We start from the raw sequence: 24,917 nt of genomic DNA, 5'->3' as shown, positions 1-24,917 counted from the left end.
GGCGCCTGTAAAAGGAATAAAAAATGACAAAAGCAATCATCTTTAGAGAAGCCGGCGGACCAAGTGTCATGCGTTGGGAAGACGTAACGCTAGGCAAACCGGGTCCCGGTGAAGTACGGGTCAAACACAATGCCATTGGCCTGAACTATATTGATACCTACTTTCGGTCCGGGTTATATCCCTCCCCTTTACCGGCCTCACCCGGTATGGAAGCTGCTGGTATTATTGAGGAACTGGGCGATGGCGTGACAGGTTTTGCTGTTGGCGACCGGGTAGCATATGCCGGACGGCCCATTGGCGCCTATTCCGAAGAACGTAACCTGCCAGCTGACATCCTGATCAAAATTCCGGACAGTATTGACGATCAGACGGCGGCCGCCATGATGTTACAGGGTATGACGGTCGAATATCTGCTACAACGGACGTTTCACGTGAAACCTGGTGATACCATCCTTTTCCACGCGGCGGCAGGTGGTGTGGGTCTGCTGGCCTGTCAATGGGCCAAAAAGGTTGGCGCTACAATTATTGGTACGGTTGGTTCAGAAGAAAAAGCAAAACTTGCCAAGGAACATGGGTGCGATCACGTGATTAACTACCGAACCGAAAATTTTGTTAAACAGGTTCGGGACATTACAGACGGAAAAGGGGTTCCGGTCGTTTATGATGGCGTTGGTAAAGACACCTTCGAAGGTTCCCTGGATTGTCTGCAAAGCCGTGGCCTCATGGTTTCATATGGGAATGCCTCTGGGCCGGTAAGTGGGTTTGATCTTGGTATTCTTGCCGCGAAAGGATCCCTTTATGTGACGCGTCCTTCCCTTATGGATTACACTGCCAGCCGATCAGAGCTTGAACAATCCGCCGCGGATGTAATCAAAATGGTGGAGACCGGCGCGTTAAAAATTACAGTGAATCAAACTTATCATATGAGTGAAGCTGTTAAAGCCCATGAGGATCTGGAGGGCCGTAAAACAACAGGTTCCACCATATTCACCCTATAAAACTGACGGGGATGAAAAAGCCGATATATTTTTTTCATCCCCATTTATTAATTATTTTCAATGGCGTAACATATGTAATTACATACATTATTACTAAAAATATCAGCTAATTAGAAATAAAATTTATGATTTTACATATTTGTCCAGCCTAACGCCTTTGTGGAAGCCTTAGCGATTTTCGCCGCAAAAAGTCAGATGCTTTTTCTTCTGAAATATTTTCAAGTTTAAGCGCGGATATCAGCCGTAGACTTTCATCATTTGAAATATCAACCACCCACCCATTGCGGCGAATGGTCAGTACGGCAATTGTAAATGCCAATCGAATATTGCCGACAGCAAACGGTTTTTCTCCCAGCAACCCCACCAGAATGGAAACAGAGACATCAAAAATATCTGATCCATTTCCTGTGGTCACCATCAATCTGGGCCATGCCAGGGCTGCCCCTAACCGACCTTCATCTACTTCCTGTCGGGTAATTTCTGGTTGATACTTTTCAAGCTGCTTGGAATGAACGCGCTTGATGACCCCTTTTGACGGCAGAAACAGAGTCATTTCAATCCTCCATCTGGTGAAGGGAGGGTGCAAATCGGTCTTCTACAAATTCGTAAAGATCCATAAACAGATCATAATCCTGATCCAATTTTCGAATACGAAAGGATTCCCCATCAATTTCAACTTGAAGGGTATCGCCCACTTCAATACCAAGCTGGCGCAGAAATTCAGCAGGAATGGTCACACCAGCCGCGCTTCCGGTTCTTCTTAGACGGGTTTCAAAGGGTTCAGGCTGTAATGTGCGTTTTGGCGCCACGGCTGTATCTCACTTTATACTTATATACAGGTAATAACATAGGTTATTACAATTAAACAACCGTAAATAAACAGATATTTTTATTCGAACTTTTGCAAAAACCACAAAAAAGCCCGGATATTCGCAAGGAATACCGGGCTTTTAACTGTCTGTGACCGACAATTTCGTTAGGCGTTCATGCTATCAAAGAAATCGTCGTTGGTTTTACTGGTCCGTAATTTATCCAGCAGGAATTCCATGGCATCCGTTGTTCCCATTGGATTGAGAATACGGCGCAGAACCCACATCTTGGACAATGTTGCCTTGTCCACCAGCAGTTCTTCCTTGCGAGTACCAGACTTGGTGATATCGATCGCCGGGAAGACACGTTTATCAGAGAGTTTCCGATCAAGAATAATCTCTGAGTTACCGGTGCCTTTAAACTCTTCAAAGATAACTTCGTCCATACGCGAACCCGTATCGATCAGCGCCGTTGCGACAATTGTCAGAGAACCCCCTTCTTCAATATTACGCGCAGCACCAAAGAACCGTTTCGGCCGTTGCAGGGCATTCGCGTCCACACCACCGGTCAAAACTTTACCACTGGACGGCACCACTGTGTTATAGGCACGGGCCAAACGGGTAATACTATCCAGAAGAATAACCACATCGCGTTTATGTTCCACAAGCCGCTTGGCTTTTTCAATCACCATCTCAGCGACCTGAACATGTCGGGATGCCGGTTCATCAAAAGTTGACGACACAACCTCACCGTTCACCGACCGTTTCATGTCGGTCACCTCTTCCGGGCGTTCATCGATCAACAGGACGATCAGATAAACTTCGGGATTATTGGTTGTGATGGAGTTCGCGATATTTTGTAAGAGAACCGTCTTACCAGTTCTTGGTGGAGCAACAATCAGTGCACGCTGGCCTTTACCTTGCGGCGATACCAGATCAATCACACGGGCGGAACTGACCACCTGGGTTGGATCTGGTGTTTCAAGTTTAATCCGTTCTTCAGGATAAAGCGGGGTCAGATTGTCAAAATTGATTTTGTGACGGGCCTGTTCAGGATCTTCAAAGTTAATTTTTTGAACTTTCAAGAGAGCAAAATATCGCTCACCATCTTTTGGACTTCTAATTTCGCCTTCGACAGTATCCCCTGTTCGGAGCGAAAATCTTCGAATTTGGCTTGGACTGATGTAAATATCATCCGGTCCGGCCAGATAGTTTGCATCTGGCGATCGAAGAAAACCAAATCCATCCTGCAGGATCTCTAAGACGCCACCACCAGTGATTTCTTCGCCATTTTCAGCTTTTTGTTTGAGAATTGCGAAAAGAAGCTCTTGCTTACGCATGGTCGAAGCATTTTCAATATCAAGGGCTTCGGCCGCCGCCAACAATTCAGGCGGGGACTTTTTTTTAAGTTCTTGAAGATTCATATTAAATTCTTGAGGATCCATTAAATTCTCAGAAGATTGTCCATAGTGATCAATTTTTTAGAGAAATTCTGTATGATTACTGTTCTGGGAAGTAAGGCGTTATACTAACGCTGTTTCTCTGTAAGGAAAACGAAATATAGAAAGTATATAACGCAGATTAAGTCGGGAGAATGCCGACCTCTTGTTTAAAAGAAATGCCAGCTTCTGAAGGCCAAGTCAACGAAAATGTGAGATAAATTGACATTTGAGCGATCAAAAAGGTTTAACAACGACCATTATGACGATAACAATCATTAATATGGTTGGTATTTCATTTGTATACCGATAAAACTTTGAACTTCTTGTATTTTTATCCTGTTCGAACTCTTTCCGCCACTTGGAAAGGGATCCGTGAAAACCGCTCATCAGGAACAGAGCCGCCAATTTGGTCCAGATCCAATAGGACGCCCAGTCCACTATTCCCGGCGTCGCAAGTAATAACCCACCAAACAGAAAACTGGAAACCATGGCCGGATTTATGATCCCCCGCAGAAGCCGTCGTTCCATTATTTTAAAGGTTTCTGACTGTTCCGAGCCTGCTGCCGTATCACTATGATAAACATATAAACGAGGCAAATACAGCATTCCAGCCATCCAGGCGATGACCGATATGATATGTAATGCCCGTGTCCACGGATAAAAATCTGCTAATAAGTCCATCATATTAATCTACCTTGGCGAACGGACAATCTGCCATTGATTTTGGACAGATAGCCTGTCCGCATAAACTTGTCATCTTCCCGCGTTCCATGCCCAGAACAAGATCGGCAAGACCATTAATATAATCAGCATGGACACCCACTGTTGGCACCCGATAATAGTCCGGCACCCCTGATTGTTCCGCAAGTTCAGCATATTCAATGTCAAGCTCTACAAGCGTTTCGGAATGTTCAGAAACAAACGCGACAGGAATGATCATGAGGGACCGGTTCTCTTTTCCAGCCCGTTCAATTTCATCTTCCGTTGCCGGCTTGATCCATTCAACAGGTCCAACCCGGCTTTGATAACAGATCGTGTAATCCAGATCCGGAATGTTCAGTTTTTTGACAATTGCCGCAACCGATTGTTCGACCTGCCACTGATACGGATCCCCGGCATCGACAATTTTCTTTGGTAAGCCATGGGCCGAAAACAACAATCGAGGACGATCCTTATTTTCCGGAATTTGTTGCAGTTTTTCCAAAATAAGTGCCGTATTTGCGTCAATGAAGCCTTTATCATCGGGGTAACAGCATAATTCTGTTGTGACAGCATCAAGGCCAACCTGCTTGGCAACCTTTTTCCATTCCTTCACTGAAGAGCCCGTTGTCGTGGTAGAAAACTGCGGATAGAGCGGTAACAGAATAACTTCATCCGCCCCAAACGCTTTAACGTCTCGTACGGTCTGCTCTGTCATTGGATGCCAATAGCGCATCGCAATGAAAACCTTCACTTCATCCGATTTTAACAGGTCTGTTAAACGTGTCTGCAGGGCAGTCGCCTGATCACGGGTCTGTTGCAGGAGCGGAGACGATCCCCCAATATTACGATAAATATCCTGGGCAATGGGGGCCCGTCTTTTGGAAATCAGCTTGGCAATAAGATACCGGATCGGTTTTGGAACGCGAATAATGGCAGGATCATAAAACAGATTGAACAAAAAAGGCTCAACAGCCTCAAGATTATCGGGTCCGCCCAAATTAAATAAAACAACCGCTTTTCGCGCCATTATAAGTCCTATTTCTTCCAGTTATGAAGGGTATCTGCCAAAAGACCCACATTTTCAGGAGGGGTTTGGGGAATGATACCGTGGCCTAGATTGAAGATATGGGAACCGCTTCCTAATGTTTCCAGAATGTGATGAATGCGATCAACCATTTTCTGACCACCAGTGACCAGCAAGATGGGATCCAGATTTCCCTGAACCGTTACATGAGGCTGGATTTCGGTTTTCGCCCACTCCAGAGGAGCGGCTGTATCCAGACTGACGGCTGTGACACCCGTTTGCTTGACAAACTGGCTCAGATTTCCACCGGCCCCTTTTGGAAAGCCGATAATTGGAAAGTCTGGATGGCGCGCCCGAATGGCTGTAATGATTTTGGCGGTAGGCTCGGTTACCCATTTGGCAAATTCTTCATCGGGCAATACACCAGCCCAAGTATCAAAAATCTGCACAACCTCTGCCCCGGCTTCGATTTGTTTTAACAAATATTCGGTGGTTGAAACGATCAGAAGATCGATCAGTTGCTGAAAACCGTCTGGATCAGAGTAAATCCATTTTTTAATGTTCACATAATCTTTTGAACCGCGTCCTTCCACCATATACGTGGCAACTGTCCAGGGTGCACCTGCAAATCCGATAAGGGTACAGCTTTCTGGCAATGAGGAAGATAACCGATCAACTGTTTCATAAACCGGGTTTAAAACTGAATGAAGTTTATCGAGACTGAGCGATGAAAGCTCCTTTGCCGAGCGTACAGCGTCTAAAACAGGCCCTTCCCCCTCCTTGTAGGCTAAAGGTTGGCCAAGGGCGTCAGGGATCAGGAGAATGTCAGCAAACAGGATTGCAGCATCCATGTTATATCGGCGAAGCGGTTGCAAAGTGACTTCTTCGGCAAGTTTGGGATTATAACACAAATCGAGAAAGGATCCTGCATTGGCCCGGGTTTCACGATATTCAGGTAAATATCGTCCTGCTTGACGCATTAGCCAAAAAGGTGGCCGGTCTAGGGTTTCTTTTTTTAAAGCCCTGATCATGCGTTTTGAAGCGGTGTTGGACACGCTGTTCCCTTTCTAAAAAGTTATCCCATTAAATAGATATATTTATAAATAGGTTGTAGTTGTTGTTGATCCCTGTGGATAACGGGGATGATTATTCATGCACAGTCTTTACAGGATTTCTGTGGATAAAATCCAGTTCTTATAGAGATTTGCGAATAACTATCAAATAAACGCGTTTTTCCCGGCTCCCTAATAGTGGGGAATATGGGGATAACTTTTCTGAGGAAAACCATTTTGTGAGAAATTCACATTTTTCCCATTTGGTGTTTAAAGTTATTCACCTTCTGAAAAGGATAGGGAGGAATCAGGTATTACGATGATGAATTATTTTGATACTGGCGTAACAGCCATGTTATCCCTGTTATTCACATAATCCACAGGTCAGCCGGAACCCCTAAATATGCCTGAAATTCACGTTCATCTTGTCTCGGATTCTACGGGTGAAACCCTTCAATCCATGTCCCGTGCGGCGTTGGTCCAGTTTGAAAAGGTTGACCCGAAAGAACATGTCTGGTCCATGACACGGACTGTTCGACAATTGGATGATATCCTTGATTCCATTAATAAAAATCCGGGTTTGGTTCTCTTTACTCTGGTAAATAAGGATTTAAGACGCACCTTGGAAAAAGGCTGCAAAAAATTGAAAGTGCCCTGTGTCTCTGTTCTGGATCCTGTATTAATGGCCTATTCCGGATATTTAGGACAGGAAAGCCGCAATTTACCTGGCCGTCAACATACGCTGAACCAGGAGTATTTTGATCGGATTGAAGCACTGAACTATACCATGGCCCATGATGACGGACAGATGCCTGATGGTTTGAACGATGCTGATATTGTGCTGGTCGGGGTATCCAGAACCTCAAAAACGCCCACATCCTTTTATTTGGCCCATCGGGGATTGAAAACCGCGAATGTTCCAATTGTTCCTGCGATCCCGCTACCAGAACAGGTTTTTACATTGAACAAACCATTGGTTGTCGGCCTAACGACAAGCCCGGACAGGCTTTCACAGATCCGTAAAAACAGGTTGCTTTCGTTAAAAGAAACCCACGAAACGGACTATGTGGATAAAGACCGCATCAAGGAAGAGGTGATTGAAGCTCGAAAGCTTTGTACGAAAAAAGGCTGGCCAATCATTGATGTTTCCCGCCGGTCGGTTGAGGAAACGGCCGCCCAGATCATCACCCTTTTCAATACCCACCGAAAAGATCATTTTTAGGAACAGGACCCGATGAACGTTTCCAGTAATACAGCTGTTATTCTGGCTTCATCCAGTGAAGCCCGGGCAACGGTTCTTAAAAATGTAGGCCTTCCGTTTGAACAGATTGCCCCTAAAGTCGATGAAGAGGAATTGAAGCATTCCATGCATGCCGCCGGTGCAACTGCCATGGAAACCGCGGTATCGCTGGCAGAATTGAAGGCACTTAAAATATCAAAAGCCTTTCCAGAACATCTGGTTATTGGCGCAGATCAAATGCTGGAATGCGGGTCCATATGGTTTGATAAACCTGTGGATATGGAACATGCGCGGGCCCATTTGACGGCTTTACGCGGGAAAACCCATTATTTGAGCAACGGGATCTGTGTTGCAAAATCCAGTACCGTGATCTGGCATCATACAGATCAGGCCGCCCTGACAATGCGTCATTTTACCGATGAATTTCTTACCCGGTATCTGGAACAGGCTGGCGAGGATATTTTAGGGTCGGTTGGCGCCTACCATCTGGAAGGACTTGGTGCCCAGTTATTTCGAAAAATCGATGGGGACTTCTTTTCAATAATGGGACTGCCCCTGTTGCCTTTGCTTGATTTCCTACGCGGTCATAAGGTTGTAATCACATGAAGAAAAATGCCGGTGTGATGGGGTTTCCCATCGCGCATTCATTATCACCGCGTCTGCATGGCTACTGGATTAAAAAATATGGTCTCGATGCCGACTATCTGGCCCGCGAAGTGCGTCCGGAAAACCTGAAAGACACGTTGCGCAGACTTCCTCAGGAATGTTTGTCAGAAGGATCTGTTTTTTGCGGCACAAACCTGACAATTCCGCTGAAAGAAGCGGCCATGGACATTGTTGATATTGTGGAAGAAGCCGCGCAGAAGATCGGTGCGGTAAATACGGTGGTTGTCAACGAAGAGGGGCAGCTGATTGGCCGGAATACGGATGGTTTGGGATTTCAGGATTCTTTAGCTGAACATGTGGATATTAAAACTTTTCACAATAAAACAGCGCTTGTCCTTGGCGCGGGCGGCGCTGCCCGCGCTATTGTCTTTGCCTGCCTGATGATGGGCTTTCGCCGTATATTATTGACCAACCGTACCCGGCAGCGGGCTATTGATCTTGCGCAGGATATGAAAAGCGAAAAAATTGACGTTATTCAATGGGAGGAACGCGCCGCTTTTTGCAAAGAGGCTGATCTATTGGTCAACACAACCAGTTTGGGCATGACAGGGCAGGATCCGCTTGAATTGAATTTGGATAGATTGAAAAACGGATGTGTTGTCACTGATATTGTTTATGTGCCGTTGGAAACGGATTTATTGCGACAGGCCCGGGAAAAAGGATATCGCACTGTGGATGGGCTTGGTATGCTTTTGCATCAGGCGAAAGCCGGGTTTGAAGCCTGGTTTGGTATCAAACCTGAAGTTGATGCGGCATTACGAGACTATGTATTACAAGGGTTAAACAAGAAATGACAATAAAACTCCTTGGTCTGACCGGATCCATCGGGATGGGAAAATCGACCGTTGGCAAAATGTTCGAAAAACTGGATATTCCGATTTACAATGTGGATGCCAGAATTCATGAATTATATGAGCCGGGCGGGATTGCTGTAGAGCCGGTCGGGGCCGTTTTTCCAGATGCTATCATTGATGGGCGCGTAGACCGCCCAACATTGAGCAAGCTGGTTGTCGGAGATGACGCGGCCATAAAGAAACTGGAACAGATTGTTCATCCTCTGGTGGGTCAGGACCGGGCTGATTTTATTTCGAAAGCGGAACAAAATGGTCATGACATGGTTGTGCTGGATGTTCCATTGATCTTTGAAACGGGCGGTGAGGAAAACTTCGATACGATCATAGTGGTCAGTGCCCCTCATCATATCCAGAAATCGCGGGTATTGGAGAGAGCCGATATGTCAGAAGAAAAATTTCATTCAATTCTGGCGCGCCAGACGCCTGATGCGGAAAAACGGCAGAAGGCGGATCACGTGATTAATACTGACTGCACGGAAGAAGAAACCTTTGAACAGGTAAAACAGCTGGTTGATCTGTTAAGAGGAGCCTGAAGGAATGAGGGAAATAGCGCTGGATACGGAAACAACGGGATTTGATCCGTCAACGGGGGACCGTATCGTTGAAATCGGCTGTGTGGAGATGGAAAATTACATGGCGACAGGCCGTGTTTTTCATCGATATATCAATCCTGAACGGGACATGCCCGAAGCGGCGTTTAAAGTTCACGGATTAAGCGAAGCGTTTCTGAAAGGTCACAAAGTGATGGCCGAAGAAATTGATGATTTCCTTGAATTTATCGGTGACTCGCCGCTTGTCATTCACAATGCTGAATTCGATATGAAATTCATCAATGCAGAATTGATCCGGCTGAAGCGCAAGCCGATTTCCATGTCACAATCCATTGATACCGTTGCGATGGCGCGCAAAATGTTTCCAGGGGCCCAAGCTAATCTGGATGCGCTTTGCCGGCGGTTTAAAATTGATAATACGGCCCGTGTTAAACATGGAGCGCTGCTTGATGCGGAATTATTGGCTGAAGTTTATCTTGAGTTGCGGGGGGGGCGTCAACGGGGCTTGTCATTGGCGCCAGAGGCTGATGGTACGTCAACAATTGTTACCCGCCAGTCCGAAATACGCCCGCCGCGTGCGCATGCCCCGACTGAAGAGGAGCTTGCTGCTCATGCCTCCTTTTTGGAGTCAATAAAAGATCCTATCTGGCGTCAGGAATAAAAAAACCGCCTGTTTAACAACAGGCGGTTTTTGATAAATTCAGTGCGGCAATCAGGCGTGGCCTGCTTCGCCCTGCTGTGATTTATGAGCGGAAAAAAGGCCCGCAAAATCAATAGGATCCAACTGCAGAGGTGAAAATCCACCATCTCGTGTTGCATCAGAAATAACCCGACGGGCAAATGGGAAGATCAAACGCGGGCATTCAATCATGCACATGATTTCCATGGAGTCCGATGGGAAGTTTCTCAGCAGGAACATGCCGCCGTAAACCAGCTCAACAATAAAGGCTGTTTCGTCACCATGTTTGGCAGTCGCCTGAATGCGAAGTTCAACTTCGTAATTTTCTTCCGTCAGGGCAGTGGCCTGGACGTTCACACCGATTTCAACGGTCGGTGCTGGCAATTCAGGGTTCAGACTTGCTGGGGCATTCGGGTTTTCAAAGGAAAGGTCTTTAATATACTGCGTGATAATCGACAGCATTGGTCCATCATTTTCAGTTTCTGCACCAGCAGCAGCCTGACCTGACTCGTTTTCAGCCATAATTTACTTTTCTCCATATGAAAGGCACAGAATAGGTGCCCAATTCTAGTTGACTGGCTAACATGTATTGGACGGCGGAACAAGTGGTACGCGCCCTGCCCTAGTTGTCTTTTGACCAGGGACTGTCTGGGTTGGGGTTGTTTTTTGTCCCGATTTTTGTGATGTCCTCGGACTTTTTGTCGTCTTCCTCGTCAACCACGTGAAATTCACCATCGATCACGGTTGATGATCGGCTGGAATAAGAACGGTCATAACCAGGCCGGGCGGACAGAATAAAACGTTTTCCCAACCAAAGAGCCAAAAAAGACCGGATCGGCGGTAAAAACAGCAAAAATCCAATAGAATCTGTTACAAATCCCGGAATGAGAAGAAAAAGTCCGGCAATCGCCAATAACAGACCATTTAAAATTTCCTTGGCAGGGGTTTCCCCTTTTTGAATGCGCGCCTGCGCCTGCGTCAGTATGGATAACCCTTGAATTCTAAGGAGAATCATACCGGCAACAGCGGTTAGGATGGTCAGAATAATCGTATTAAAGGCCCCGATTTCTCCCCCGATTTCGATAAAGACAGTGATCTCTATAATCGGGATTGCGATCAAGGCTGCTAAAAACAACAGGGGCAAACTTGTTTATCCTTCTCAGGGTTTCTATTTAGAAGGTAGCGGCCAATTGTTTTAAGGCTGGACAAAGAACCGTCTGGACCTTGAAACACGAACTCGCTACCTTGAAGTATAAGGCTTTCCAATAAATAGGAAAGATTTTGTCAATTACGATAATCGGTGTGAATTATATATTATGGACGATGGATCTTTCTTCCTAGACATTATTTTGTTGGCAATGGTTGCTGCCTTTATTTTTTTCCGATTGCGCGGAGTGCTCGGCAAACGCATGGGGCATGAACAGCAGCCTCGGGAAGAAATAACGCGAAAACCATATGCTGATCCAAAAGATCATCAGTCAGATGATGAACCGGATAATGTTGTTCCGATGAACGACAGAATTGAGTTTGAAAGAGATCCCCTGCCCGCCGAAACCACTCCGCTTGGTCAGACCTTGCGTCAGATGCACGAAATAGATCGGAGTTTTCAGGGGGATATTTTTGCCAGCCAGGCAGAGGCCGCCTATGAAGCCATCGTTATGTCTTTCGCAGAAGGGGATCGCGGAATGCTGAAAGATCTTCTTTCAGAGGAAGTCTACCGCAATTTTGAAGATGCGATTGAACAGCGAGAAAAAGATAATCTGGTGATGAGTACGGATATTCTTGCTATTCAGTCCTCTAAAATTGAAGCTGCGACGCTGGAGGGACGCGACGCAGAAATTACGGTGCGTTTTGAAGCAGAGATGATTTCGATGACAAAAGATGAGGAAGGCGTTGTCGTTAGCGGCGATCCTTACCCACATGTGGTTAAAGAGCTTTGGACATTTGCCCGCCGCCTTGGTTCAAATAACCCGAACTGGCTGCTTATCACGACAACAAGTGCTGACTGATCCAGAGAGAGGTCTGTTTCGTGACGAAAAAGACGGGTATTTTCACAGCATTGATTCTGTTGGTGATTTTGGCTGTATTGGGGGCGGTTTATTTTCTGTATTTTCAGAAGGATGAAGAGACAACCGATGCGTTGACCCTAAAACCGGCTGATTTTTCTGACCTTTCCGGCTGGCAGCAGGATAGTCTAGAACAATTCCTGCCGTCCTTTTTGCAATCCTGTACCCGGATACAGCGCTATCCCGATGACCGCTCGATGGGCGGAAATCTGATCGCTGGCCGGGCTGTCGATTGGAAAGATCTGTGTCAGAAGGCTTTTGCACTGCCTTCAGAAGCGACAACCATCCGGCGGTTCCTGGAAACAAATTTCACTCCGTTTGAAGTGCGTAATAATGTTGATCCTGTTGGATTATTTACGGGCTATTATGAAGCAAGCCTGAAAGGCAGCCTCACACAATCGGAAATTTACAATACGCCCTTATATTTGCGCCCAGCCGAGTTGGTCATGGTGCATCTGGGCCGCTTTCGCGACAGCCTGAAGGGGCAGCGGATTGCAGGGCAGGTCAAAAATGGCGAACTGCTTCCCTATCCGACACGCAAGGATATTGAAAGCGGGGCGCTGGAAAACCGGGATCTGGAAATTGTTTGGGTGGATAGCGCTGTAGATGCTTTTTTCCTTCACATTCAAGGCTCTGGCCGTATTGAATTGGAAGAAGGGGGCGATTTACGGGTTGGATATGCCGCCCAAAACGGTCACCCTTATTTCGCGATCGGAAAAACCCTGATCGAAGAAGGGCATGTGCCGCGGGAAAAAATGTCCATGCAGGCGATCCGTCAGTGGTTGGAAGAAAATCCTGAACGGGCGCAAGAGGTAATGAATAAAAACGCCTCGTATATTTTCTTCAGGAAACTCGACACGTCTGCTCCAATTGGCGCGCAAGGGGTGCCGCTTACCCCAAAACGCAGCCTGGCTGTAGACCGGAAATGGATGCCGCTGGGGGTGCCTGTCTGGCTTGAAACGGAGGTGGAGGGATCCTCATCCGCTATGGACCCGTTTAATCACCTGCTGATGGCACAGGATACGGGCGGTGCGATCCGGGGCCCGGTGCGCGGCGATGTCTTCTGGGGGCATGGTTCGGACGCCTATGAAAAAGCGGGATCCATGAAGAGTACGGGACGTTACTGGATATTCTTGCCCAACAAGGTGGCTAAGGAATATCTTGAAAAAAGTTCGGCTGTCCCGACTGGCTAAACCGGGATGATGACAGTATAGTTCCCTGCAGAGCTTGGGAGTATATTTGCATGTCTGAAAAGCAAGAGACCAAAGAGGTGGCGCTGTTCGTCACATGCCTTGTGGATATCAACCGTCCGTCGGTTGGTTTTGCGACGATAAAATTGTTGGAACAGGCCGGGTTTACCGTCATTGTCCCGGATGCACAAACCTGTTGCGGTCAACCGGCCTACAATTCCGGGGATAAACGCAGTACTCAGGAAATCGCCCGGAACGTAATCAAGACGTTCAAGCGTTTTCGGTATGTCATTGCGCCATCAGGCTCTTGTGCCGGTATGATCAAAAAACATTATCCGGAGATGTTCAAAGATGATCCGTTGATGCTGCTTGAGGCGGAAGACCTTGCCAGCCGGACGTTTGAACTGGTGTCCTTCTTGAAAGATGTGTGCGATTACGCGCCAGAAGGGGTCAAACTGGACAAAAAAATAACCTATCACGACAGTTGTTCCAGCCTTCGGGAAATGAAGGTTGTTGATCAGCCAAGGGCTTTATTGAGTGCCGTTGATGAACTGGATCTGATCGAGGCCGAAGATCGGGAAGCCTGTTGTGGGTTTGGCGGCACATTTTGTATCAAATATTCTGAAATCTCGGAAGAAATGGTGGATCGGAAGATCGATAATATTCTGGCAACGGGCGCAGACATGCTGACCGCCGGGGACTTAGGGTGCTTGATGAATATTGCGGGTCGCCTTCATCGAAAAGGCCATAAAGTCAAAGTTTTGCATATTGCCGAAATTTTGGCGGGCATGGCCGATGGGCCGGGCCTTGGGGAGGGACACTGATGCAGGTTACCAGCCGGAAGTTCAAGGAAAACGCTCATGAGGCCATGCAGGATGATGATCTGCGGGCAGCATTGAACCGGGTAAAAACCGGATTTACAACAGCACGGGCAAACGCAGCGGCCGATCTGCCGGAATTTGAGGATTTGCGCGACAAAGCGCGGGATATTAAAGATCACGTTCTGGAAAATCTGGATTATTACCTGGAGCATTTTGAGGAAAAGGTCACCGAACAGGGTGGCCATGTTCATTGGTGCTCCACCGCAGCAGACGCGCGGGCTGCTGTTTTGAAAATCTGCCGGGAGGTGGATGCCAAAACAGTGACCAAGGGTAAATCCATGATCACCGAGGAAATTGCCCTGAACAAATTTCTCGCCTCTGAAGGGATTGAACCGATCGAGACGGATCTGGGCGAATATATCATTCAGCTTGCTGATGAGCCGCCCAGTCATATTATTGGTCCCGCTGTTCATAAAACCAAGGAACAGGTAACGGAACTGTTTCATGAACACCATCAACAGTATGGCTATACAGAACGGGAAGAAGATCCTGAAAAACTGGTTGGCGAAGCCCGGGCTGTCCTTCGGCATAAATATGTCACTGCTGATGTGGGGATAACCGGGGCAAACTTTCTGGTAGCAGAAACCGGCTCAACGGTGATTGTGACCAATGAGGGAAATGGCGACCTCACCCAGTCTTTGCCAAAAACCCATATTGTTGTGGCCAGCCTTGAAAAAGTGATGCCGACGCTGGAAGATGTCAGCACGGTTATGCGGGTTCTGGCGCGTTCCGCCACAGGTCAGGAAATGTCCGTATACACGACCTTTTCCACGGGACCAAAACGATCCGATGATCTGGACGGACCGGAAAATTTTCACGTGATCCTGCTGGATGGTGGCCGGTCCGAAATGATTGGTACGGAATTGCAGGAGTTGCTGCGTTGTATCAGATGCGGTGCCTGTATGAACCATTGCCCGATTTATCATGCTGTCGGCGGCCACAGTTATGGCTGGGTATATCCGGGACCCATTGGTGCGGCGTTAAATCCGCAAATGGTGGGACTGGAGGAAGCCCGCGATCTTCCCAATGCGTCCACTTTTTGTGGTCGGTGTGAAGAGGTTTGCCCGGTGCGCATACCGCTGCCGAAGATCCTGCGTCATTGGCGAGAAGAAGCCTTTGAAAAACAGGTCTCCCCAAAACCTGAACGATGGGGGATCGAACTTTGGGGATATTTTGCGAAACGCCCTCGATTATATCAGTTTGCGACAGGGCTGGCGGCACGGATTTTGAGCAGGATGGCTGGCAAAAAAGGCCGCCTTAAATCCCTGCCATTTGCCAATGGATGGACGGCTGTTCGGGATCTGCCTGCACCGCAAGGCTCGACTTTCATGCAGCAATGGAAAAAGCAGGGAGGGCGCAGTAAATGAGTTCGAAAGCCAAAATCCTGAGCCGTATTCGGGCGCAAAAAGGGCGCGGACCCCTGAAATCCGAACATGCGGATATCCTGAAACAAAGAATGGCCGAGCATCAGAAGAATCTGATCCCGAAACGGGGGCAACGATCCTTGCCTGAGCAGGTTGATTTATTTCAAAGCAAAATGGAAGCATTGGCCACGACGGTTGAACGGGTCGAGAGTGCCGAAGATATTCCTGCGCGCGTTCAGGAGTATCTGAAACAGCATAACCTGCCCTCCCGCCTTAAAATATCACCCAGCGAAGCGATTTCCGGATTGAACTGGGCAGATTTGCCAACGTTGGAAATTGTTTCAGGTGCCGGTGCAGAAGAAGATATGGTTGGGGTCTCCCCGGCGTTTGCCGGTGTGGCAGAAACAGGGACTTTAATGATGGCTTCTGGCGCCATGACGCCATCAACCATCAATTTTCTGCCTGAAAATCATATCGCCGTTCTTAATATATCGGATATGAAAGGCTCTTATGAGGAAGCGTGGGATGCCCTTCGGGACAAGATGGGTGATCAGGGTCTGCCGCGTACAGTAAACCTTATTTCTGGCCCGTCCCGAACAGCGGATATTGAACAGCGGCTGATAATGGGCGCCCATGGCCCCAAGCGATTGCATGTGATTTTGGTGGGTGATGGCTCGAAAAGCGAATAAATCAAAACCGGAAAAGCGCGGATCAGGGAAAAGCCTGACCGATGAGGATCTGTATCTATGGAACTATGTTCTAAGAGATGTCACGCCGATCCGCAGCAATCGTTTTACCGGTTTTGAAGAATTTGCCAAAAAAATCCCGGAAAAGGAGATATCCGTTCCCAAAAAACGGGCTGATCCCCGGAAAAAAGCAACTGCCCTTAAACATAGCCCCAGTTCTGCACCCTATCGGAAGGGTACAGATAATGCGCTGTTTCGTGAAAGTGTTGTCCCGTCCTCCCGACAATCGGTTCCAGGTCTTGACCGAAACAGTTCTGAAAAACTGCGCAAAGGGAAGATGGTCATTGAAGGCCGGGTGGATTTGCACGGGATGAACCGGCGGGTTGCCCATCAACGGCTTCGATCTTTTCTGAACGGCGCCTATTTGCAGGGCAAACGCTGCGTTCTTGTCATTACGGGTAAAGGATCTTCGGTCGATAAGACGGATGATGCACCTTATATGGGCGGGGGTCGCCGCGGTGTTTTGAAAGAAGAAGTTCCCAAATGGCTCGCAGAACCTGATTTGCAGCGCCTGGTACTTGACTATCGGACAGCCCAGATCAAACATGGGGGCGCTGGTGCCCTTTATGTTTTGATGAAGCGTGCCCGTTAAGGGAAAGGAGAACCCGGTGTGACGCCTTTTGGTCTACGTGTGAGAACGTTACGAGAAGAACAGGATATCAGCCTGAAAAAAATGGCCGAGGATCTAGCCATCAGTTCGGCCTATCTGTCTGCACTGGAACATGGTCGGCGGGGCCTTCCTTCCTGGTCTCTTGTCGAACAGATTTGCACCTATTTCAATATTATCTGGGATGAGGCAGAGGATTTACACAGGCTTGCCGCCTTGTCTCACCCCAAAGCCACGGTTGATACCAGTGGCCTGTCACCGGTTGCCACGGAATATGCCAATTTACTGGCAAAAGAAATTCGCAACCTGTCTGAAGCGCGCCTTCAGGAAATGCTGACCTACTTGAAAAACTCCACACCGAAACGATTATGACGCAGGCCCGATCAGATCTTGGAAAACGGCTGGCCGCAGGCGTACAGGTCCTTTTTACGGCCCTTGGCTATAGCAGTATGACAGAAGTTAAACTGAAATCTGGCCGACGGGTTGACGTGATGGGGATTAACAAAAAGGGTCATATTCTGGTGGCCGAAGTGAAAAGCAGCCCGGCTGATTTTCGATCCGATGGAAAATGGCCGGAATATCTGGAATTTTGCGATGGCTATTATTTTGCGGTTGCGGATGATTTCCCATTGGATCTATTGCCCGCTGAGCAGGGAATTATCATTGCCGATCCCTTTCATGCCGAAATTTTGCGGCCCTGTGAAGATATCAAGCTGAATGCCACACGCCGGCGGAATATAACCCTGCGATTTGCCCGTCAGGCGGCCGAACGGTTACGACTTCAGATCTGATCGAGCGGCCTTGTTGAGGGACCAGTCATATCGATACCCCTCTATTGCAGTGATGTTTTTCAGCTTTTGTTTCAGGGAAGGATCGGCAAAGGCGCGGATATGATCCAGAATTTCAGTTTCATCCTGCCCGAAATCCTCCGAAAACCAGTTATACAGGCTGGAAATCACAACGGTTTCCGGATCTTCCAATGTGACTCCTCTAGGATGATTTATAAAGGCTCGGGCGGCGGCATCCAGCTGTTGCTCCAGTCGCTCTGCGTTCAGTGCTTGTTCCGGGATATCAGGGCACCCGAGAGACGCACAGTTCACAACATAATGGACCCGGGCATCCTGCCAGATGGGTCGTAGAATGGAATGTTCGATCCTGTCCAGCGATACGGGCTTTCCTTCGACTGTCAGAAGGTCCTTTTTCCATGGGCCTACAGAGAAGAAACCAGGGGAGATATTGATCTCTTTGATACTGGATTGCGGGGTGTAATCCAGTATCAGATCGAGTGTGGCGGCGTTATACAGATTAACCCAGAAGGCAAATTGCTGTTTCCGGTTCAATGACAGGACCGGGGTTTTCTGAAGTCTGTCGAGATAGGATTGTAAGGATGTTTTGTCTTTTGATGTGACCTGTTCATAGGCAATTCGGGCAATCCCGTCTGTTCCTGTCCCCCGATATCGTAACAGAAACTGATCAAGGGTTGTATGGTCAACCGTTCGTGTCGATGCTTCGTCAGACCTGTTCCAGAACGGATCCAGTTCTGCGGCTGGTGCAGCAAGCAGGGTATTTACCGTCAGCCCTTGAATGATGAGCAGCGATAATAAAAAAAACAGTAATGCAGCGATCCGGTCTTTCTTCATCTAACCCCTGAAAAAACGATTGGCGTTCCCTGAATATAGGTTGGCAGGCGTTTCAGATCGCGTCACATTGAATAACATTTGCATGCGCTGGATTACCGGTAGGGGTTTGTCTTTGCCAGATAGTCTGTCACATATTCGGCAATCCCGTCTTCCAGACTGTAGAAATTACCGCCATAACCGGCATCGCGCAGCTTTTTCATGTTGGCCTCTGTGAAATACTGGTATTTGTCCCGAATGGAGACAGGGGTATCAATATACTGGATCTTTTCGTCAACCCCGGCAGCCTTGAAGGTTGCTGATGCCAGATCCTTGAAGCTTCTTGCTTTTCCTGTGCCCAGATTGAACAATCCTGAAACGGTGCGATTTTCAAGAAGCCAGAGAATGACTTTCACGCAGTCTTTCACATAAACAAAATCCCGCAGCTGACCCCCGTCCTCGTATTTCGGGTTGTGGGATTTGAAAAGGGTAACAGCCTCTCCTGCCGCGATTTTCGGGTAAGACTGGGCAATTACGCTTTTCATGCCTTCTTTATGATATTCATTTGGACCATAAACATTGAAAAACTTCAAGCCTGCCCATTGCGGTGGCATTTGGGCGCCAGTTTTCTCCTGCCGCGCAACAAATTTGTCAAAGGCATGTTTGCTCCAGCCATACAGATTTAAAGGAGACAGTTTTTCCAGCGCGTCTTCGCTTTGATCATCGTCAAACCCGGCGGCCCCATCTCCATAGGTAGCCGCTGAGGAGGCAAAGATAAAAGGAACACTATGATGGGTGGCAAAGTCCCATAATGCTTTGGTTGGGCGATAGTTTTTCATTAAAATCTGGTCGCCGTCCCGCTCGGTCGTTGCTGAAATAGCACCCATATGGATTATGCCATCCAAAGATTGACCATTTTCGCGCAACCAAGTTTGCAGGGTGTCAGGATCGATAAAATCAGCGATCACATGATGGGCCAGATTTTTCCATTTATCGCCCGTTTCCAGCCAGTCACAGACATGAACGATATCGCCCCGTTCAGAAAGGGCCGCCACAATGTTGGAGCCGATGAAACCAGCGCCGCCGGTTACAAGATACTGCTGTGCCATGCTTTAAGGTGCTTTCTTCTTATCGATATCCAGAAGTTTCTGAATGGTCCGTGTTGTGCTGAAACCTTCTTTCAGCTCTGCCAGATGAACCCGTCCGCCATAATCCATCACTAAATCGGCCCCAACGACAGTTTCAACGGTATAATCGGCCCCTTTTACCAGAATATCGGGCTTAATTTCTTCAATTAGCTTAAGGGGGGTGTCTTCTGCAAAGGGAACAACAAGATTTACATCTTCAAGGCTTGCCAGAACAATCGCCCGGGATGTTTCATTTGTAGCAGGCCGATCCGGCCCTTTTAAGCGCTTGATACTGTCATCAGTATTCAGGCCAATGATCAGACGGTCACATTCGGCTTTAGACTGTTTAATCAGGGAAATATGGCCCGGATGGATCAGATCAAAACAGCCATTGGTGAACCCGACTTTCAAGCCCCGTGCCCGCCAGTTATTAACAATTTCCAGTGCCTGGCTGAGGGATGTGACCTTCTCATCGGTCTGCCGCACTTCCTCATTATGCAGGGCGGCGGACAGCTCGTCGGTTGACACCGCAGCGGTGCCTGTTTTGGCAACGACAATGCCGCCCGCTAAATTCGCAAGCGTGGCAGCATCTGCCGGGGAGGCCCCGGCTCCGATAGCAAGGGCCAAAGTTGCAATAACACTGTCACCGGCACCGGACACATCAAAGACTTCCTGCGCCTGTGCTGGAATATGATGGGCTGAACTTCCTGAAACAAGGCTCATACCGGCTTCGGACCGGGTGACCAGCAGCGTATCAATACCATCCCGTTGCATGACGAACCGGGCGGCTTTTTCGGTCTGGGTATCGCTGTCACAGGGTAATCCGGCGGCGGTGGTCATTTCTTTTCGGTTTGGTGTTAATAAAGTAACACCGGCATATCTTTTGAAATCTGTGGATTTCGGATCCGCAATAACAGGTTTTCCGGCCGATCCTGCCAATTTGATGACTGCGGACAGAACTTCATCGGATAATACGCCTTTGGCGTAGTCTGATAAAATAACGATGTCGCATTGATCAAGCGCGGCCTCGAAAGCGGCGATTATTTTTTGTGCGGTTTCCTGCCCCAACGCATGAGAGGCTTCTGCATCAGCCCTTAATAACTGCTGACCATCAGCGATATACCGGGTTTTTACAGTGGTTGGCCGACGTCCCGATGAAATGAGTGCATCGGTAAGCTTGTCTTCCTTTTCAAGGAGATGACGGACTTCCCGCCCTTCAGGATCATCGCCGATCACGGCAACCAGGGTGGCTGATCCGCCAAGGGACAGGATATTGCGCACCACATTACCCGCTCCGCCAAGCATGGATTGTTGATGCGAAATGCTGAGGACAGGAATGGGGGCCTCTGGTGAAATGCGCCCGGCAGTTCCATAGGTGAAGCGGTCCAGCATCACATCGCCCAGACACAGGACGGATAGGGATTTGAAATTTTCAATGATCACGCTCAGGGGCATCGCTTCTGTCATGGATCAGGCCAGTTTTAATCGTTTTTCCAAAGCACCGCACAGCATATGTCCGAAGGTGATATGCATTTCCTGGATGCGCCGAGTAGAGTGCGCCGGGATAATCAAGGTATGATCCGCAAGTTTGGGCATCACGCCGCCATCCCGACCGGTCATTGCACAGGTGACCAGTCCTTTTTGTCTGGCCATTTGAAGGGCCGCAACCACATTGGGACTGGTTCCCGATGTCGAAAGGCCAACCGCAACATCGCCAGCTTTTCCAAGGGCTTCCACCTGCCGGGCAAAAACAGCGTCATACCCCAGATCATTAGCGCCTGCTGTCAGGGCTGAGGTATCGGTGTTGAGGGCGATCGCTGCAATGGGGGCGCGGTCGCTGATAAAGCGGATAACCAGTTCAGCCGATAAATGCTGGGCGTCAGCAGCGCTCCCCCCATTACCAAAGAACAGTATTTTTCCGCCGTTGAGGATCGATTTTTCCCATGCTGCGAGCATCTCCATGAAGGGTGTTTGCAGCGTTGCCCGGCTTTTCGCCAGAGTTTCGGCGTGATCTTCCAGTTCTTCCTGGAAATAGGTTTCAAGTTCCAAAGCGGATTATCCTCAATTTTCTGACCCTTAAGGGTAATAGTATAGATGAGGTCATCGTGTAAATCGCCAGTTTGTTTTCTGAGAGCCCCTGACCCTTGTTTTATCCGCTTATGGCCCCTTCACTCGGGGGAAATGTTCCGTTGGCGATATCCTTGATCAGACGCAGATGACGCGGTAACAGTTTTTTATGGGCATACCGGTCCATCACGGTTTTGCGGGCTGATTTTCGAATATCATCCAGTTCTTTATGATGATCCAGGGCAAAGGCAATTTTTTCGGCGAACGCCTCGTGATCAAAGAAGTCTGCTAAAAACCCGTTCTCCCCATCCCGGATAACTTCTTTTACAGGGTCCGTGTCGCTGGCTACAACCAGGGCACCGCAGGACAGGCACTCGATCAGCGACCAGGAAAGAACAAACGGTATTGTAAGATATGCCTGGACAGTGGAGGCCTGTAGTACTTTCAGGTAATCAGCATAGGGAAGCAGGCCAGTGAAATGAAGCCGCGACATATCAGGATCAAGTTCTTCGATCATGCGCTTGCGCCAGCTCTCTCCCTCAGGCAGCTTTTTGCCATAGGCCACCCGATCCTGACCCACAACGACTACATGCAGATTGGGCCGTTGCTTCATGAGCAGGTTCGCGGCGCGCATGAATTCCGGGAACCCCCGATAGGGTTCCATCCCGCGGGTCGCATAGGTCAGGATTTCATCTGCATGGGACAGATCAAGAGAGCCAAAAATTTTCGGGGCATTCGGCTTTGGTTTGAAAAAGTCCGTATCAACGCCATCATGCAGGACCGATAGTTTGGGTTTAAAAGTGTCGGGAAACTGAGAGGCTTGAAACTGTGTAGGGATTTGTCCCCAGTCGCAATGGGCCAAATCCATTAAAACAGGCAGGTTTTTGGTCCGAATGCGACCGGCATCATCGAAGTTGATGCTGGATTCCTTTAAAAAATCCGCGTCCGACCCGAAGGCATGATAATACCATTCAAAATAACACAGCAGTTTCGCATCCGGAAAAACGTCTTTAACATACAGGGCCGGTCCCCAGCCCGAATGGGCGCAAATGATATCCGGCGTAAAGCCCTTGTTTTTTAAATCGATACAGGCGCGAAACAAGGATTGGCCATTAATGACTGCATTCTCCGTCGTGCGTAAATAATGATGGGTTTCTTTACGCCCTTCCCGGTGGGGCTTGTAGATCAGGTTGATAACATTGGGAATTTTCTCTACGGCCCGGTGAGAGGCAAAAACCACGCGGTTTTTCTTTTTTTCCGCCAAAGATTTTGCCACATGTCGGTATTGGGCTGGAAAGTTGTTATGCAGAAAAAGAACCCGCATGCTGTGTATCCCCTATGACGATGCATGTTGTGTTTGAGTACTATGGTAAAGGCAAGAATATTAAAGCAAGCATAATAACGGACAGATCCCCTTTATGACCTGAAAATACGGGCCGGAATGCCCAAGCAGCTCATTTTAGAAGAGAATCAGTTTCAAATCTTTTTAAAAGTGCATGTATTTGTTAACCATATACATTATCTTATTAACCTTAATGCATTGAATTTTATGATTTTTTTTATTTCTCATAAAGTCAGGGTTTCTGCGGTTTTGCGAATGAATTGCTGTTGAGTATGAGGGCCATCACAGGGATTGATATTGACAGGAATGGGTTAACGCAGGCATTTTAGGAGCCTGTAATGAACCCTTATTCAGTTCGCTCCGACTTATTTCGTATCGAGGCTTTTGTCTCACAGAGCGATTAATGAATATTTTTTTGGGGATGTTTGATGAAGACGCTTAGTAAACTTTTTGTGGCAGCGGCAGGCGCCTTGGTCCTGTTTGTGTCACCAGTGCAGGCTTCTACCTTTACATTGGATTTCACTGATCCAGCAGTTGAAGGTATGCTTGCTGCAACCTCTACAACCGGAACAGTGAACGAAGGTATCTCAGGTTCATTGGGTGGATTATACACGTCACCATGGTCCGGTGCGAATGCAGGCGCAAGCTATACATCTGTTCAGGGTGGTGCGACTGCCACCTATGATTTTGGAAGCAATGTCCAGACAAACCTTGAGTTTCTTTGGGGTTCCATTGACAACTACAATACACTGGCATTTTACCTGAACGATGTTCTTGTAGAAAATTTTGATGTTGGCGCTGTTCTTGCTGCACCAGGCGTTGGCCTCAGTGGCATGACAACGGCCACGATTTCCATTCAGGATATTCTGTTTGATGAGGTTGTTTTCGGATCTGCCGGAAATGCTTTCGAATATGCAAACTTGAATATCTCAGTCGTGCCTCTTCCAGCGGCGCTCCCCTTGTATGGTGCGGGTGTTGCGCTTCTCGGTTTCATGGGATGGCGTAAACGCAGGAAATCACTCTAATTCTAAGACAGCTTGAAAACTGGCGTTATTAAGCTTTTTAAACGGTCCTTCGGGGCCGTTTTTTTTGCCTAAACGGTTTCCGTCGTTAATTTCGGCTGATCTTTTGGACTTCTGTCTTTTCGGGGGTCAATACTGTCAAAGCCTTCAAAGGGCTCACAAAGCCGCTGCTGGCTCAGGGCCACATAGTCCGGATTAATATCAAAACCGATAGATCGGCGCCCCAGTATCTGGGCAACCCGGGCGGTGGTGCCGCTCCCCATAAAGGGATCCAGAACAAGGTCACCTTCTTTTGAGGAGGCTGCAATTATTCTTTCGATAAGGGCTTCCGGCTTCTGGGTTGGATGGGGCTGACGTTCCGCGGCACAATAATGAACGTGACTAAATTGCCAGACATCACCTGGATTGGCTCCGGTCATGTTATTGCGTTTTCGAAAATATTTTTGCGGGACCCGCACCTCGTCCAGATTGAAAAGGGCATTTTCCCCTTTTGAAAACCAGAGAATGTCCTCATGACGGGGGGAAAACCCTTTTTTACGGCCCATTCCTTGCGTGTAATGCCAGGTGATCCAGCCTTGCGGCGTCAATTGCAGATCATCTTCAAGAAGAAGATAAAGGCGGGCAATAAATTTTACGCCCATAAAACAATATAACGATCCCCCGGGTTTCAGAACACGGTGGGCTTCGACAAGCCAGGATCGCGTAAATTTCTGATAGTCTTCCTTATCCTTCAGATCTTTGTTATTGCCGTAGTTTTTGCCCAGATTGTACGGGGGATCAGCAACAATCAGGTCTACTGAATTGTCGTCAAGGCGCATCAGTTCCTGACAGGCATCTCCCGTTCGGATGTGATGTTCATCATTATCCTGCAT

29 protein-coding genes are annotated in these 24,917 nt (G+C 48.1%); 15 read left to right on the top strand and 14 right to left on the bottom strand.

The features are described from left to right. Positions 1-23: 23 nt before the first annotated feature. Positions 24-998: a quinone oxidoreductase family protein gene (locus OIR97_RS00230; RefSeq protein ID WP_169543752.1), complete on the top strand. Its 975-nt coding sequence runs from the start codon at positions 24-26 to the stop codon at positions 996-998. Between the two features lie 148 nt (positions 999-1,146). On the opposite strand, the gene OIR97_RS00225 is transcribed toward OIR97_RS00230, so the two are convergent. From OIR97_RS00225 to hemE, 6 genes are all read right to left on the bottom strand, one after another. After that, the gene (locus OIR97_RS00225; RefSeq protein ID WP_169543751.1) at positions 1,147-1,551 is read right to left on the bottom strand and encodes a hypothetical protein; all 405 of its coding nucleotides are present in this window, start codon (positions 1,549-1,551) and stop codon (positions 1,147-1,149) included. A gap of 1 nt (position 1,552) precedes the next feature. Next, positions 1,553-1,807 (bottom strand): AbrB/MazE/SpoVT family DNA-binding domain-containing protein, encoded by a 255-nt coding sequence (locus OIR97_RS00220; RefSeq protein ID WP_169543750.1) that lies wholly within the window; start codon positions 1,805-1,807, stop codon positions 1,553-1,555. 167 nt (positions 1,808-1,974) lie between these two features. After that, entirely contained in the window at positions 1,975-3,231 is a 1,257-nt protein-coding gene (gene rho, locus OIR97_RS00215) for a transcription termination factor Rho (RefSeq protein WP_169543749.1), read from the bottom strand. A gap of 252 nt (positions 3,232-3,483) precedes the next feature. Beyond that, positions 3,484-3,933, bottom strand: a complete 450-nt coding sequence (hemJ, locus tag OIR97_RS00210) for a protoporphyrinogen oxidase HemJ (RefSeq protein WP_169543748.1) — start codon at positions 3,931-3,933, stop codon at positions 3,484-3,486. 1 nt (position 3,934) lies between these two features. Beyond that, entirely contained in the window at positions 3,935-4,978 is a 1,044-nt protein-coding gene (gene hemH, locus OIR97_RS00205) for a ferrochelatase (protein ID WP_169543747.1), read from the bottom strand. A gap of 8 nt (positions 4,979-4,986) precedes the next feature. Beyond that, positions 4,987-6,006, bottom strand: a complete 1,020-nt coding sequence (hemE, locus tag OIR97_RS00200) for a uroporphyrinogen decarboxylase (protein WP_169544354.1) — start codon at positions 6,004-6,006, stop codon at positions 4,987-4,989. A 424-nt stretch (positions 6,007-6,430) separates the two neighbouring features. Here hemE and OIR97_RS00195 point away from each other — a divergent pair, with 424 nt between their 5' ends. Genes OIR97_RS00195 through dnaQ form a run of 5 tightly spaced genes read left to right on the top strand, consistent with a single transcriptional unit; the run spans position 6,431 to position 9,999 of the window. Beyond that, positions 6,431-7,249, top strand: coding sequence for a pyruvate, water dikinase regulatory protein (locus tag OIR97_RS00195; RefSeq protein WP_169543746.1), 819 nt, complete (start codon positions 6,431-6,433; stop codon positions 7,247-7,249). Between the two features lie 12 nt (positions 7,250-7,261). Further along, positions 7,262-7,873: a Maf family protein gene (locus OIR97_RS00190; protein ID WP_169543745.1), complete on the top strand. Its 612-nt coding sequence runs from the start codon at positions 7,262-7,264 to the stop codon at positions 7,871-7,873. Beyond that, positions 7,870-8,727 (top strand): shikimate dehydrogenase, encoded by an 858-nt coding sequence (locus OIR97_RS00185; RefSeq protein ID WP_169543744.1) that lies wholly within the window; start codon positions 7,870-7,872, stop codon positions 8,725-8,727. The genes OIR97_RS00190 and OIR97_RS00185 overlap by 4 nt, the downstream gene beginning before the upstream one ends. Beyond that, positions 8,724-9,320, top strand: a complete 597-nt coding sequence (coaE, locus tag OIR97_RS00180; protein ID WP_181017848.1) for a dephospho-CoA kinase — start codon at positions 8,724-8,726, stop codon at positions 9,318-9,320. Before OIR97_RS00185 ends, coaE begins: the two co-directional genes overlap by 4 nt. 4 nt (positions 9,321-9,324) lie before the next feature. Beyond that, positions 9,325-9,999 (top strand): DNA polymerase III subunit epsilon, encoded by a 675-nt coding sequence (dnaQ, locus tag OIR97_RS00175; RefSeq protein WP_169543743.1) that lies wholly within the window; start codon positions 9,325-9,327, stop codon positions 9,997-9,999. 51 nt (positions 10,000-10,050) lie between these two features. Here dnaQ and secB read toward each other — a convergent pair whose 3' ends face one another. Both secB and OIR97_RS00165 read right to left on the bottom strand, forming a co-directional pair. Beyond that, positions 10,051-10,539, bottom strand: coding sequence for a protein-export chaperone SecB (secB, locus tag OIR97_RS00170; RefSeq protein WP_169543742.1), 489 nt, complete (start codon positions 10,537-10,539; stop codon positions 10,051-10,053). A 100-nt stretch (positions 10,540-10,639) separates the two neighbouring features. Beyond that, the gene (locus OIR97_RS00165; protein ID WP_169543741.1) at positions 10,640-11,161 is read right to left on the bottom strand and encodes an FxsA family protein; all 522 of its coding nucleotides are present in this window, start codon (positions 11,159-11,161) and stop codon (positions 10,640-10,642) included. 172 nt (positions 11,162-11,333) lie between these two features. Here OIR97_RS00165 and OIR97_RS00160 point away from each other — a divergent pair, with 172 nt between their 5' ends. Genes OIR97_RS00160 through OIR97_RS00125 form a run of 8 tightly spaced genes read left to right on the top strand, consistent with a single transcriptional unit; the run spans position 11,334 to position 17,662 of the window. Beyond that, positions 11,334-12,026, top strand: coding sequence for a Tim44/TimA family putative adaptor protein (locus OIR97_RS00160; RefSeq protein WP_169543740.1), 693 nt, complete (start codon positions 11,334-11,336; stop codon positions 12,024-12,026). Positions 12,027-12,046: 20 nt separating this feature from the next. Continuing rightward, positions 12,047-13,276 carry a murein transglycosylase A gene (mltA, locus tag OIR97_RS00155; RefSeq protein ID WP_169543739.1) on the top strand — a complete coding sequence of 410 codons (1,230 nt, stop codon included), beginning with the start codon at positions 12,047-12,049 and terminating at the stop codon, positions 13,274-13,276. Between the two features lie 50 nt (positions 13,277-13,326). Further along, complete coding sequence (locus OIR97_RS00150; RefSeq protein ID WP_169543738.1) at positions 13,327-14,097, top strand: (Fe-S)-binding protein; 771 nt, start codon at positions 13,327-13,329, stop codon at positions 14,095-14,097. Beyond that, positions 14,097-15,521 carry a LutB/LldF family L-lactate oxidation iron-sulfur protein gene (locus tag OIR97_RS00145; protein ID WP_169543737.1) on the top strand — a complete coding sequence of 475 codons (1,425 nt, stop codon included), beginning with the start codon at positions 14,097-14,099 and terminating at the stop codon, positions 15,519-15,521. The genes OIR97_RS00150 and OIR97_RS00145 overlap by 1 nt, the downstream gene beginning before the upstream one ends. Beyond that, a complete protein-coding gene (locus tag OIR97_RS00140; RefSeq protein WP_169543736.1) occupies positions 15,518-16,207 on the top strand; it encodes a LutC/YkgG family protein in 690 nt (229 codons plus the stop codon). Before OIR97_RS00145 ends, OIR97_RS00140 begins: the two co-directional genes overlap by 4 nt. Then, entirely contained in the window at positions 16,188-16,856 is a 669-nt protein-coding gene (locus OIR97_RS00135; protein WP_169543735.1) for a Smr/MutS family protein, read from the top strand. Before OIR97_RS00140 ends, OIR97_RS00135 begins: the two co-directional genes overlap by 20 nt. 18 nt (positions 16,857-16,874) lie before the next feature. After that, complete coding sequence (locus OIR97_RS00130; protein WP_169543734.1) at positions 16,875-17,243, top strand: helix-turn-helix domain-containing protein; 369 nt, start codon at positions 16,875-16,877, stop codon at positions 17,241-17,243. After that, complete coding sequence (locus tag OIR97_RS00125; RefSeq protein WP_169543733.1) at positions 17,240-17,662, top strand: MmcB family DNA repair protein; 423 nt, start codon at positions 17,240-17,242, stop codon at positions 17,660-17,662. The genes OIR97_RS00130 and OIR97_RS00125 overlap by 4 nt, the downstream gene beginning before the upstream one ends. On the opposite strand, the gene OIR97_RS00120 is transcribed toward OIR97_RS00125, so the two are convergent. From OIR97_RS00120 to OIR97_RS00100, 5 genes are all read right to left on the bottom strand, one after another. Continuing rightward, positions 17,645-18,511, bottom strand: coding sequence for a DUF547 domain-containing protein (locus tag OIR97_RS00120; protein WP_169543732.1), 867 nt, complete (start codon positions 18,509-18,511; stop codon positions 17,645-17,647). The two genes, OIR97_RS00125 and OIR97_RS00120, sit on opposite strands and share 18 nt — an antisense overlap. A 92-nt stretch (positions 18,512-18,603) precedes the next feature. Further along, positions 18,604-19,596 carry an ADP-glyceromanno-heptose 6-epimerase gene (rfaD, locus tag OIR97_RS00115; RefSeq protein ID WP_169543731.1) on the bottom strand — a complete coding sequence of 331 codons (993 nt, stop codon included), beginning with the start codon at positions 19,594-19,596 and terminating at the stop codon, positions 18,604-18,606. A 3-nt stretch (positions 19,597-19,599) separates the two neighbouring features. Further along, positions 19,600-21,081: a D-glycero-beta-D-manno-heptose-7-phosphate kinase gene (gene rfaE1, locus OIR97_RS00110; protein WP_169543730.1), complete on the bottom strand. Its 1,482-nt coding sequence runs from the start codon at positions 21,079-21,081 to the stop codon at positions 19,600-19,602. Between the two features lie 3 nt (positions 21,082-21,084). Beyond that, entirely contained in the window at positions 21,085-21,663 is a 579-nt protein-coding gene (locus tag OIR97_RS00105) for a D-sedoheptulose 7-phosphate isomerase (protein ID WP_169543729.1), read from the bottom strand. Positions 21,664-21,763: 100 nt separating this feature from the next. Further along, positions 21,764-23,005 carry a glycosyltransferase family 4 protein gene (locus OIR97_RS00100; protein ID WP_169543728.1) on the bottom strand — a complete coding sequence of 414 codons (1,242 nt, stop codon included), beginning with the start codon at positions 23,003-23,005 and terminating at the stop codon, positions 21,764-21,766. Positions 23,006-23,451: 446 nt separating this feature from the next. Between OIR97_RS00100 and OIR97_RS00095 the strand changes: the two genes are divergently transcribed. Further along, positions 23,452-24,048: an Npun_F0296 family exosortase-dependent surface protein gene (locus tag OIR97_RS00095; RefSeq protein ID WP_169543727.1), complete on the top strand. Its 597-nt coding sequence runs from the start codon at positions 23,452-23,454 to the stop codon at positions 24,046-24,048. A gap of 68 nt (positions 24,049-24,116) precedes the next feature. Here the strand turns inward: OIR97_RS00095 and OIR97_RS00090 are convergent, their stop codons facing one another. Further along, positions 24,117-24,917 carry a DNA-methyltransferase gene (locus OIR97_RS00090; RefSeq protein ID WP_169543726.1) on the bottom strand — a complete coding sequence of 267 codons (801 nt, stop codon included), beginning with the start codon at positions 24,915-24,917 and terminating at the stop codon, positions 24,117-24,119.

It is taken from the genome of Sneathiella aquimaris (assembly GCF_026409565.1).
In the GTDB taxonomy this organism is placed as follows: domain Bacteria; phylum Pseudomonadota; class Alphaproteobacteria; order Sneathiellales; family Sneathiellaceae; genus Sneathiella; species Sneathiella aquimaris.
This window is presented reverse-complemented; position numbering and strand designations above follow the sequence as displayed.